General features: G+C 43.4%; 11 protein-coding genes. 1 reads left to right on the forward strand and 10 read right to left on the reverse strand.

The features are described 5' to 3' along the window. Positions 1–42 precede the first annotated feature (42 nt). From AAZR19_RS12070 to AAZR19_RS12080, 3 genes are all read right to left on the reverse strand, one after another. Positions 43–990: a dihydrodipicolinate synthase family protein gene (locus AAZR19_RS12070; protein WP_041106634.1), complete on the reverse strand. Its 948-nt coding sequence runs from the start codon at positions 988–990 to the stop codon at positions 43–45. Between the two features lie 342 nt (positions 991–1,332). Beyond that, the gene (locus tag AAZR19_RS12075; RefSeq protein WP_003214270.1) at positions 1,333–1,890 is read right to left on the reverse strand and encodes a shikimate kinase; all 558 of its coding nucleotides are present in this window, start codon (positions 1,888–1,890) and stop codon (positions 1,333–1,335) included. A gap of 85 nt (positions 1,891–1,975) precedes the next feature. After that, positions 1,976–2,749, reverse strand: a complete 774-nt coding sequence (locus tag AAZR19_RS12080) for an IclR family transcriptional regulator (RefSeq protein WP_434703276.1) — start codon at positions 2,747–2,749, stop codon at positions 1,976–1,978. 148 nt (positions 2,750–2,897) lie between these two features. Here AAZR19_RS12080 and AAZR19_RS12085 point away from each other — a divergent pair, with 148 nt between their 5' ends. Next, on the forward strand, positions 2,898–4,256 hold the full coding sequence (locus AAZR19_RS12085; protein ID WP_434703278.1) for a hypothetical protein: 1,359 nt from the start codon (positions 2,898–2,900) through the stop codon (positions 4,254–4,256). 43 nt (positions 4,257–4,299) lie between these two features. On the opposite strand, the gene AAZR19_RS12090 is transcribed toward AAZR19_RS12085, so the two are convergent. The 7 genes from AAZR19_RS12090 to AAZR19_RS12120 all read right to left on the reverse strand — a co-directional run bounded on the left by AAZR19_RS12090 (position 4,300) and on the right by AAZR19_RS12120 (position 12,260). Then, positions 4,300–5,613 carry an MFS transporter gene (locus AAZR19_RS12090; protein ID WP_025092799.1) on the reverse strand — a complete coding sequence of 438 codons (1,314 nt, stop codon included), beginning with the start codon at positions 5,611–5,613 and terminating at the stop codon, positions 4,300–4,302. 45 nt (positions 5,614–5,658) lie between these two features. Further along, entirely contained in the window at positions 5,659–6,861 is a 1,203-nt protein-coding gene (locus tag AAZR19_RS12095) for a CaiB/BaiF CoA transferase family protein (RefSeq protein ID WP_434703280.1), read from the reverse strand. A 125-nt stretch (positions 6,862–6,986) separates the two neighbouring features. Beyond that, complete coding sequence (locus AAZR19_RS12100; protein ID WP_034283259.1) at positions 6,987–7,367, reverse strand: cupin domain-containing protein; 381 nt, start codon at positions 7,365–7,367, stop codon at positions 6,987–6,989. A gap of 23 nt (positions 7,368–7,390) precedes the next feature. Then, entirely contained in the window at positions 7,391–9,151 is a 1,761-nt protein-coding gene (locus AAZR19_RS12105; RefSeq protein ID WP_434703282.1) for a thiamine pyrophosphate-binding protein, read from the reverse strand. A 38-nt stretch (positions 9,152–9,189) separates the two neighbouring features. Further along, entirely contained in the window at positions 9,190–9,963 is a 774-nt protein-coding gene (gene aroD / locus AAZR19_RS12110) for a type I 3-dehydroquinate dehydratase (RefSeq protein WP_434703284.1), read from the reverse strand. 9 nt (positions 9,964–9,972) lie between these two features. Beyond that, positions 9,973–11,406 carry an aldehyde dehydrogenase family protein gene (locus AAZR19_RS12115; RefSeq protein ID WP_434703286.1) on the reverse strand — a complete coding sequence of 478 codons (1,434 nt, stop codon included), beginning with the start codon at positions 11,404–11,406 and terminating at the stop codon, positions 9,973–9,975. Continuing rightward, positions 11,403–12,260, reverse strand: a complete 858-nt coding sequence (locus AAZR19_RS12120; RefSeq protein ID WP_434703288.1) for a citryl-CoA lyase — start codon at positions 12,258–12,260, stop codon at positions 11,403–11,405. Before AAZR19_RS12120 ends, AAZR19_RS12115 begins: the two co-directional genes overlap by 4 nt. Positions 12,261–12,378 lie beyond the last annotated feature (118 nt).

The raw sequence follows: 12,378 nt of genomic DNA on the forward strand, positions 1-12,378 counted from the left end.
TATTATAACCTGACTCACCTTCATCATGAAATCAATGGTCTGTTATCTACTGACATTTTCCTTAAGCAAACCAACACTTTGAAGGCCCTGGCGAATCTCTTCTTTTTCCTTTTGAGTTAAAGGTAATACCGGCTTCCTAGCAAGCGAACTGCTGATCAAACCTCTCTGGAACATCGCTTCCTTCATTCGCAGATGAGAGGTAGAGGAAGGTTCATCCATTTTATACACAGCATGCTTTAATTCAAAGATTCTATCGTACACTTTATTAGCCGCTGCAAGGTCTTGTTCTCTCACACATTTCACAAGTTCAGCGATCAAATCCGGCACAAAACAGCCGAAACCTACAAGCGCCCCGTCAATCCCTTGAACTAATGTTGGCAATAAATATTCATCGTGACATGTGAGTAGCGATACATCTGGTGCATGCTTTTTCAATGCGCGCACATCGACTTCATATTGTGCCATGTCTCTTTGACCAATTTTAAATGAGACAACATTTTCAATTTCCGACATTTCTAGTAATTGATTCGTTGTATATGAGGTTTTTGTCCACGTTGGATATTGATGGACGATGATTGAAATGTCAATCGCTTCTGCAACATCTTTAAAGAATTGGACAGGTGATTCAGGCTGCATACCGAATCTCAGCCATGAATGCGGCGGCATGAGAAGGATACCTTCTCCGCCAGCTTCTTGAACTGCTTTTGCATGCTGGATCGCTTCAATTGTTCCTTCAGCTGAAACCCCGGAAATGACAGGTACTTCCCCTTTTAATTCGTCGGCTGCAATACGCACAGCTTCAGCTCGTTCATGTGGCAGCAAAGTCATAATCTCGCCAGTATGTCCATTGACAACAATCCCGTTAATCCCTTCGTGCTCCGCCACCCAGCGAACAAGCTTACGAAAAGCAGGTTCATCAATTGAATAGTCATCTTTAAAAGGAATTAAGACCGCCGGGAATACACCGCTCCATTTTTCTTTATTTTTCATCAACAAATTCCTCCCCATTCGATTATAGTAAACGTTTACGGTAAGCGTTTACGTAAACAATCATAGAATGTTCTCATCGAAGATGTCAACACTATTTTTTTAAAATTATAATAATTCAAAAAAACTATGATGGAAATTTAGATACTATTTTATTTTTCTGAAAAAGAAAATGATCTATATCAAAAACCTCCTCATCATGAACTGATTGAAGGAGGATCACCGCTTTTCCCAAACGGCCGCACACCAAAAAAGGATAAATACATTTTGGTTGTCAAAGCATCATCATATGTACGAAGGAAAAGAATTCAATAAAAAAAGTCTACCCTAAACGGTAGACTTTTTTTATTTCGAATACAAATCCCAGCCAAGCTTGAGTGTGTCCACAATATAATTGGCGACTTCCTCAGCCTCTAAATGATCTGTTTCCACTCTTGAGTTATGAAGAGAATAAATCTCCCGGCGCTCTTCAAACAGCTCTTTCATCTCATCAAGTGTCCGGTTGTGAAGAACAGGACGGTTTTCGATTAAAATATCAAGCCGCTGCTTCCAATTCTCCCACGATAGATCAAGGAAAAGAACGGTACAATGCTTCAAGCAGGCGCGTTTGATTTCTTCCTGTTTGAATGCACCGCCTCCAAGGGAAACGATCTTGAGCTGTGTATGTTCACATAAATCGACGATATAATCCTTTTCAGCCTGCCTGAAGAATGCTTCTCCTTTTTGCTGAAACATCTCTGGAATCGTCATGTTGTACTTTTTCTCAATCTCCTGATCGACATCAATAAAATCTCTATATAGCTTTTTGGCAACCAGCTGCCCAATGGTTGTTTTCCCAACACCCATAAAGCCAATGAGGACAATATTCCGCTGTCTTACAGGAATTTCTCTATTGATTTTCATGGTCGTGACACGTCCTCCCTACGACAAGGAATGCTACATAATGTTTCTATTATATGATAAATGGAGCGCGAAAAGATAGGCAATCTTAAAAATTGTGTTTGACGACGTAGCCGAGCTGTTCAGAAAGCCTCTGTGCCTGTTCTTTCACTTTTTGCTGCAGCTGAGGAATGACTTCTTCAGTAAACCGATGGGTTGGACCAGATATGGATAAACAAGCTTTCACTTCACCATGAATGTTAAAGATTGGTGCCGCTACTGCCGCAGATCCTACCTCGCGTTCATCAATGCTGCAAGAAGTATATGTGTCAAGAATATGTTTACGTTCCTTTTGCCAGTCACCCTTCATCACATGAGCAGCCTCAGACGCTAATACTTTTTGTTGAAATTCTTCACATTGAAATGCCAATAATACCTTTCCGCCTGCACCTGCGTACAATGGCAGCTTCTCACCAATCTTGACAAGATGCCGAATCGATTGCAGCCCTTCCGCTTGTTCAATACAAACCCTGCTTGTTGAATCCAGTACATACAGGTTGACGGTTTCCTTTGTTTCATCACGAAGTGAGTACATGAGTGGCTTAGCCAGTTCCCTCAATTTAATGGACTTCCCTGCAATGTATCCGAGGAGATAAAGCCTTTGACCCAATCGGTATTTCATTGTTTCTTGATTCTTCTCCACAAAATGATTCATTTCAAGTGCCTTGAGCAGTCTCGTTGTCGTAGACATTGCTAAATTCATCTCTTTTGAAATATCCGTTAGCGTCAGCTCTTGACGTTCTTCACTAAAACAATAAAGAATATCCAAAGCACGCTGAACTGTACGCAGTCCTGATTCTTCTTTTGACTTTTTATCAGCCATTTTCACTTTCTCCTTTTCCCCTTTGATTTCTTATCGACATCAACGATCGATTTTGCTATAATCCATTTTAAACGTTCCACTAAAAGAAAACAAATTCCACCAGTCGGAATAAAGTCACTTGAAGATATTTGATGGAGGAGATATTTGAATGTACCTGCTCGTTTTTACACTTCTTATCAGTCTATATATTGTTCATCAACTATTTCCTGCTCCTATACTCTCCTATTTTGTTGGTCTGCTGGCCGCTATCTCGCTCACCATTTCTTTTAAGAAAGCAAGCGGTCTTTATTTGAAAACAGGTGCTGTATTTCTCATCATTGGGTTGTTCTTATTCTTCTTATCCGGCCAGCCATTGCACACGTTTTTTCTTCACTTTCATTCCATGCTGGGCTTGCTTTCTCTCTTTTTCATGCTGCCTTTTATTCATTCTCTCATACATGTTGGACATTTCGATACACAATTAAATAAACTGCTCACACTGCATACAACGAACTCAAACCAGCTTTATCGCAAGAGTTCATTTGTCACTCATATTCTCGGCATGTTTTTAAATATCGCGACGATTCCTTTACTATATACATCGCTCAAACCGTCGCTCGAATCCCTAAAAGAACAAGTGAAACAACATCTTTATACACGCAACCTCTTAAGGTCATATGCATTATGTTTAAGCTGGAGTCCTGTTGAAGTGCTGGTAAGCGTCACCATTGATGCAACCAAACTAAAATATTATCAAATTGCACCTATTACTTTTGGTTTAATGGTCGTCGTGCTGGCGATAGATTGGATGCTTTTTTCTCGTCAAAGCAAACGATTACCAAACATCATTCAGTCTTCAGAAACAAACGCCAATCCTCATCGAATTAAGCGAAAAACCCTTCAGCTCGCTTTCATGCTGCTAGGTTTTATGACAGTCGTCTCACTTGTCGATGCATGGATTGGGAAAGGCTATTTATTCGCTGTAGTACTGACGATTATTCCATTTGCTCTATTATTCTCTTCTGTTATCAAAAAAAGAAAACAATATATCGCTGTCTCTGTGCCTCATTGGAAAGAAAGAACCCGTCAGCTCTCCAACTATATGTGTCTATTTTTAAGTGCAGGCTTCTTTGTCGATATGCTCCTTGCGACAAACAGTATGCAGCCGATTCAAGCATTTATTGTCAGTATATCAGACCATGCCATTTGGGTTTATTGTGTCATTGGGCTGTATTTTCTGATCACCGCCCTTTGCGGTTTTCACCCGCTCGTCTCACTTGCTTTGTTAGTCAGCATGATGGCACCAGTCATCCATGAACTGCCTGCTCTTCCCATTGCCATCATGCTGATCGTTGCTGGCACATCAACTGTCATGTTTAGCCCTTTTAATGTTTCTGTCTCCTTATTGGCTGATTTGATGAAGGTCAATCCTTACCGTATCACTCGCTGGAATATATGGTTTGCCAGCCTTTATATCAGCATGGGTATCGCATGTGCAGCGATCATCACCGTTATCTTTTATACATAAAAAAGAGAACTCACCTTGGTATGAGTTCTCTTTTGCTTTCCCGCTATGGTTTTAATTGAATACGTTCAATTTTACCTACGATAAAAATGTACGACAATGCCCCGCCTAAAGCGACTAAACTGACGAATAAAATTCCTCCATTGTAAGAGCCTGTCGCCGACACGATGAATCCGATAATCAGCGGAGTGATGATCCCAGCTAAATTAGCAAAAAAGTTAAATACGCCGCCAGCCAGCCCAACCATTTCCCGCGGTGCCACCTCAGACAGCATCGTCCAAGAGATATTAGACAGTCCTTGCGCAAATGAAGCGATGGATAAAATGGTCAGCACAAGCGGGATATTTGTTGTAAAGTTTGCTAAAACAATGGTACTCGTCATCAGCAAGCCCACCACTACTGGCAGCTTTCTCGCTACATTCACTGATACGCCCTTTTTAAGCAGCCAATCAGACACATAACCTCCAAACAAGACCCCAAAGAATGCAGCAATATAAGGAAGAGAAGCAGCAAAACCTACCTTGAGAAACGCCATATTTTTCGCCTCTGCCAAATAGGTCGGAAACCACGTTAAAAAGAAAAAAAGGGTAGACGCAACAGAGAATTGGCCAATATAAAGCCCGATCAATTTACGATATTTTAGAAGGGCGGCAAAGTCTGCCCATTTCAGCTTCTCCTGTGATGCGACTGTCAGCCCATCGCCTTGCCGGATTAATTCTAACTCATCTTCATTTATCTTCGGATGCTCTTTCGGTTCGTGATAATACTTGTACCAAAAGAAAGCAAATATGATACCGAGCGCACCTGCCGTAATGAAGACGGTTCTCCAATCGAAAGTCGTCATGATCCAAAATAGAAGAGGTGTCGCAAATGCAAGACCCACATACTCTCCAGCAGTATAAACACCTGTTGCAAAAGCCCGTTCCCGCCTTGGAAACCATGTGGTGACAATACGGTTATTTGCAGGAAAAGCGGGAGATTCTGTAATCCCAATAAACAAACGGCAGCCGAATAAAAAGGCAAAGCTGTTCGCAAACGCCTGTAAGCCTGTGAAAATAGACCAAGTAACGAGTGATATCCCATACGTTACCTTTGAGCCAAATTTATCGAGAATAAAACCGCCTGGTATTTGCATCGCTGTATATGTCCAGCTAAATGCCGAAAAAATCAAGCCTAATAAGGCAGGATTTAATTGCAATGAAGATTGAATCGCAGGAGCAACAATGGATACACTAGCTCGATCAATATAATTAATAGCGGTAATAAAAAACAACAGAATCAATATGCCAAAACGGGCTTTCGTTGGTTTCACATATGCGGGCTGCAATTCATTCCCCTTCAGTTCTGAATGCACTTTCATAACCATCCTCCTTTGTTTCCGCAGTGTGCGGTTCGGTTGGGCGTATTAAATAACCCCTTTTTCTTCTAACTGCTTACACTCTTCTTCTGTTAAGCCAAGCATATTTGTTAAAATCTCATAATTATGTTCGCCTAAATCAGGTGCAATGTGACGGATACTTCCAGGTGTTTTTTCAAACTTCGGAATGATCCCAGGCACCTTCACTTTTCCAAGACGAGGGTGATGCACTTCGACGATATTCTCTCGTGCTTTAAATTGCGGATGCTCAAAAATATCCCGAATACTTAAGATTGGGCTCACAGGAACACCATGTGTATCTAAAATTTCTAATACGTCATCCCTTGTTTTCGACGCGATCCATTGAGAGACGATCGCATCCATTTCTTTGTTATGCTTCAGCCTGGATGCATTGACCGCGAATTTTTCATTCTCTAGTAAATCTAATCGATTCATCGCCTCTGCCAATCGATTGAAGGTCGAATCTGTACTCGTCACAAGAACCAAATAATGACCATCCTTTGTCTCATAGGTACCGGCAGGGCTTGAATGTCCGCTTAGCCCCGGTGAACGCTCACGAACCTTCCCAAGCTTGTCATATTCTGCAACCAAAAACTCTAACATACGAAACACAGATTCATAGAGGGCCAAATCCACCATTTGCCCAGTTCCTTCTGGATGTGTATCCCTGTAATACATCGCTGTCACAGTAGCAAACGCCACATAGATGCCAGCAATATAATCAGTGAGAGAGAAGGAAGGGCTGACTGGATGCCGGTCTGGGAACCCTTGAATATATGTAAAGCCGCTAAACGCTGTCGCTGGTGTTCCAAATCCGGCTTTGTCCTTAAACGGACCCGTTTGCCCATAACCCGATACACGAATCATAATTAAACGAGGGTTGATTTCTTTTAACACATCGTACCCAACGCCCCATTTTTCGAGTGTTCCAGGGCGGAAATTTTCAATCAACACATCGACCTGACCCGCAAGCTTTTTAAAAATGTCCTTTGCTTCGTCTTTGTGCAGATCCAGTGTAAGGGATTTCTTATTCCGCGAGAGACCTGACCATCTAAGTGGTTCCCCATCTGCAAAAGGGCCGACATGCCGCAGCGTATCGCCTTTGCCAGGAATCTCGACTTTGATGACCTCTGCTCCAAAATCCCCTAGAAGCACCGCGCCATAGGGTGCAGCAATCATCGTAGAGACGTCTAATATTTTTATTCCTTCGAGCGGTGTATTCGTATTCATTGCTTGACTCCCTTTCATTCATGTGATGAAGGGCTAAAATCATTCCTAATTTTAGCCCTTTTCATCTTTCTGATTGACCTGGAAGGCCCTGATGATTCAAAAGGAGGGCTTACCGGTGCAATTTTTTAATCCTTCGGAAGCTGCCCTTGCGGTGTGTAGAGCCAAATGAGCCATAAAGGTTCATCTCCTGTATTGACATGCTGGTGCGGGACACCGTCAGGAATGAACATAAAATCATTTTGTTTAAAGGACTGCCTTTCTCCATCACAAATGACTTCGCCAGATCCTTTAATCACAAAATCAAATTCCTCTGAACCCGGGTGATTGTGCACTGAACTTGCTTCCCCTGGTTCAAAAATGGTGAGACCCGCCATCATATGTTCTGATCCAACTGTATCCGGTGTAATGGTTTGAAATACCTTTCGAATCATTTGCTCCTCTGGACGATCTAAGCCTAACCATAATGGGTTCCCATCTTGAAACGGATTCAATACTTTAATTTTCATTGTTCATTCCTCCCTCGTTCTGTTTAATTCACGCTGACATGTGAGCGCTTTGAATTTGGTGAATAAATATCATTAATGTTCCAATGTCCATCCGTAGGAACAGGATCATTTTTCATTGCTACATCAATAACGCAAGGCTCCTGAGAAGCAATGGCTTCAGCTAAAGCTTCTTTGAATTCAGAAGCAGAGGTGATTTTAATCCCCTTCATTCCATAACCTCTCGCAATGGCAGCAAAATCCGGTGAATAGCTTTCTCCATCTTTTCTGAAAACAGTGCCGTACGTCGTTTCATAGTGCGCCATTTGCAAGCCGGCTATTGTGCCAAACGCACTGTTATTCATCACAATCCACACAACAGGAATGTTCTCTTCAACGGCTGTTGCGAGAACGGATGGATTTTGACCGAAGCCGCCGTCTCCAACGAGTGACACAACGACACGCTCAGGCTGGGCAATCTTCGCCCCAAGTGCGGCAGGGGCTCCAAATCCCATCGTTGCAAAGCCGCCTGGCGTTAAAATGGTTCCTGGCGTGAGCACAGGAAATTGCTGTCCGACCCCATTTTTATTCCAGCCAACATCCGTTGTAATAAAGGCATCTGGCGGCAATACTTCCCGCACTTCCTGCAAAATTCGCTGCGGCTTCATTGGGAAGGATTCATCTTGAATATTCGTCAGATTGCTAGCCTGAAAATCCTTACGATATGCCGCAATTTCCTTTTTCAATTCAGGACGATTCAGTCCTTTTGGCAGCCTTTCTCTCGCCACTCGATTGAGTACAGTTAAGGCTTGCTTAAGATCGGCTACTGCTCCAATTTCAACAGGATAGTTACGTCCAATTTCATTCGGATCAATGTCAATATGAATGAGCTTGGTTGAGGGGAAGCGGAATGTATAATCTGATTCCCACGAGCTCGCATCAGCTTCAGCAAAACGAGTGCCTAAAGCCAATATATAATCCGCTTCTTTGCACTGATCATTGATAAATTTTGTTCCCCAAAACCCTGTCATTCCAAGGGTCATTGGGTGATCATCCGGCATGGCTCCTTTCCCCATTAAAGAATGGGCGACAGGGATACTTAGATGGTCAGAAAATGCCTTTAATTCTTCAGCTGCATCAGCTAATAAAATGCCTCCCCCTACATATAAGAGCGGCCTTTCTGCCTGCAGCAATCGATCTAATATCCGATTGGCCGTTTGATCATCAATAGAAGGTTTTTCAATGGTGTGTGTATGATGGTTGATTTGTTCAAACAGGGACACATCTAGGTCTTTTGAGAACACATCCATTGGAACAGAAATAAGCACCGGGCCAGGACGGCCGCTTTCAGCTAACTGAAATGCTTTTGATAAAATCTCTGGAAATAATTCTGGAATATCGACTCGCCATGCTCTTTTCACAAACGGCCGGTAAATTTCGTATTGAGAGGCATCGGAATGAAGATTGATCTCTTGATGTGGGTGCTTTCCGTAATAATGACTTGGGACATCTCCTGCAATGACAACCATTGGAATGGAATCAAGTGCTGCATTCGCTACCCCTGTTGCCGCATTGGTGAGTCCAGGTCCTAGATGACTGAGCACAACAGCCGTCTGTTTCTTCGCTCGCGCATAACCATCTGCTGCATGTGCCGCTATCTGTTCATGCCTGACATTTACAAATTGAATCGAGCTTTTCTCAAGCGCTGATAAAAAAGCAATATTCGTATGACCGCAGAGACCGAAAATATGCTCGACTCCCCGATTTTCTAAGTACTGAATCACCTGTGTAGAAATATTCTTCTTCATGTTTCTCTCCTCTCACGGTGCAGCTATGAATCTGCTACTCACTTATTCTTTGAAAACACAATTGATAGAACATTGTTCAAATCCTGTATCGCCACTTGCCCGGGAGCTGAGCTTTCTTTCCCTACAGCAAAGGTCATCACAGATCCAAAAAGCCCGCCAATCATTCTTGTAAAAGCCCCGTATTCCCCCATTGCCATCGAAATAACGGGAATTGACAGCTGCTTTTTCGCATGGCTGGTCGCCGAGAGCAGTGTTAATGCATCGTCATAGGAATGCGGCATCACTGCGATCTTTGCGATATCGGCGCCGACTGATTCTGCATTGACCAATAGCTGCACGAGCCGATCCAACTCAGGGGTGCGATTGAAATCGTGATACGACACAATCAAGGTAACGCCATGTCTTTTAGCCGCCTGACTGACTTGCTGTATATGTGTCACATCATGCATCAATTCATAATCAAGAGCGGCCACAAGCTGTGTGGAACAAAGCTCGGCAAGCAGAGAAACCTTCTCAGATTCTGAGAGTGATATCCTTTCGCCTCCCTCCTTTTCAGAGCGAATCGTGAATAAAAATGGGATGCCCTTTGCCTTTTCTACCATTCCCTTAAGGGTTTCTATCACTTGATCCTTGTCATGAAGGTGATGAAAAAAATCCGCCCGCCACTCTATCACATCAGGCTTCTTCTCTGTTAACACCTCGACCTCATGAAACAATTCTTCCTTTGTTTGTCCGATGAGCGGCGTACAAATCATTGGCTGACTGCCTGTCTGCACACTTTTTACCTTTTGCTGAAATGCATTCACATCCATAGGCCCCTTTCACAGACCATTTGGAAGCACGACCATTTTGGTTTCGGTCATCTCCTCGATGGCGAAACGCGGACCTTCTCTTCCAAGGCCACTTCGTTTAATCCCGCCATAAGGCCAATGATCCAGTCTAAAATTCGATGTCCCATTGATGACAACCCCGCCAGTTTCAAGCTCTTTTGCTGCGTGTAATGCCACATCCAGCTGATTCGTAAAGATCCCTGCCTGCAAACCATATCGGCTATCATTTGCTTCTTTAATTGCCTCCTCCAGCTCCTCATAAGGGAGAATGCTGACAACTGGGCCGAACACTTCCTCACAGACGACCTTGGCCTGTTTCGGAGGGTTTAGCAAAATAGCCGGTGTGATGCTCGCTCCATTTCTTTTCCCCCCGCATAAAAGCTGGGCACCCATGCTCTCTGCCTCTTGTATCCATGCCTCAACACGCTTTGCCGCCTGGACATCAACCATACAGCCGATATCACTCTCACTGGACAGCGGATCTCCAACAACAAGCTGCTCTACTTTTTGTTTTAATACCTCAGTAAACGACGGCATCATTTCCTGATGGACATAAATTCTTTGAACAGAAATACAGCTTTGACCGGAATTACTAAAGCCTGTTTTGGCACACATGGATGCGGCTTGTTCAATATCTGCATCGTGATGAACAATCGTCGCGCCATTCCCTCCGAGTTCGAGCAGTACCTTTTTTAATCCCGCAGAGGTTGTAATATGTTCGCCTCCAGGAGCCCCACCGGTAAAAGAGATGAGATTCGTTCTTTCATCAGTGACTAACTGTTTCCCAGCCTCGACCCCGCCAATCACAAGCTGCAAACCAGCCTGAGGAAATCCTGCTTCGAGAAGGAGTTTGACAAATGCTGTTGCAACAGCTGATGTTTGCGGTGCGGGCTTCAAAATGATGACATTCCCTCCCGCAAAGGCCGGACCGACTTTGTGACAAATTAAGTTGAGCGGTGCATTAAAAGGGGTAATCGCCAGCACAACTCCGACTGGTACTTTAAATGTCATGGCCATTGCTCCCTGTCCGCGCGATGATACATTGCCAGGAATGGTCTCACCTATTAATCGATTCGCTTCTTCCGCCGACTGAGCCAGCGTCTCGATTGATCGCGAGACTTCATCTCTTGTATTTTTAAGCGGTTTGCCTAATTCTAGCGAAATCAGTTTTGCAAAATGGTCTTTTTGTTCTTCAAGCAAGGTGGCTGCTTTTGTTAGAAGCTTTGAGCGTTCGATTGCCGATATTCCCGCTATTTGTTTTTTAGCATGCTGCGCACTAGAAAGTGCCTGTTCTATGTCTTCTGATGAGGCAAGATAGGATGTTCCGATCCTTTCTCCTGAGTAAGGATTGATGATATCTGTTTTCACACGACCTGTATCCAGCCACTCGCCGTTTATATATGACAACGCTTTTAAACCACTCAAATTTTTTCTCCCTCCTTCAAGTGCCGCGTTCCATGTCCTGCATAACGAACCAATCTTTCTTCATTCGGACAAGGTCCTTTCACGAGGACTCCTTTTGTCAGCTCCTCATATGCATGCGCCACGATGCCCATTCCTCTGGATAAGGAAAAAATGCCTTTTGCTGCTTCTGCTGGGATGTTTAATTCACATTGGATGGCAGCAGATACACCATCTATATTCATCGTGATTTTCTTCCCTTTCAGTTGTTCAAGCTCATGTCTAATCGCTTCGGCTAACCGTAAATATGTGCCGCTGATCAGACCTTGCTGGACATATGTGTGACTCAGCTCATATAGACGTCTCACCCTCGGATCATCATCATGAAGCTGATGGCCGATTCCTGGGATTTTTTCCTTGCGATTTAACCATGTTTGACACACTTGCTTTGCCGCAGACTGTACATCCTTTTGTTCATCGTAGACCGCTTTGGCCTCGTATAACATACGCATGGCCTTCTCTCCGGCTCCACCATGAATGTCACCTAATAGATTCACCCCTGTTGCAACAGAGGAATTAAACGAAATGCCGCAAGTCACCGCCATTCTAGCTGCTGCAATAGATGGCGCTCTTGGTCCATGGTCCGCACCTGCGACAAGAACACTTTCAAAAAGAGCTGCTTTTGAATCATCCAATAATTCACCAACAAGCAGTAAATAGAGCATTTGTGGATACGACAATTCACCAATCAGTTCTTCAATCGGATACCCTCGTAGTTCAATTGAATTTTTTTGAATATGACTAATCTCAGTCTCCCACCAAGCGCCTCCCTCTTTGTAAATTTCCAGTGCACTTCGATTTTTCATTGTGTCAATCATTCCTTTAGCTTCTTATTTAGAGGTGAATCACCCTTTTATTCCATCCAGTGGAATCTAATTTCACTTTTCGGAATGTGGTTTCATTGTAAGCGCATTCTTTTCGTTCGTCAATTATTTT

The sequence above is a fragment of the Bacillus sp. Je.9.29.b genome, from assembly GCF_051129925.1.
Classification (GTDB): domain Bacteria; phylum Bacillota; class Bacilli; order Bacillales; family Bacillaceae; genus Bacillus; species Bacillus safensis.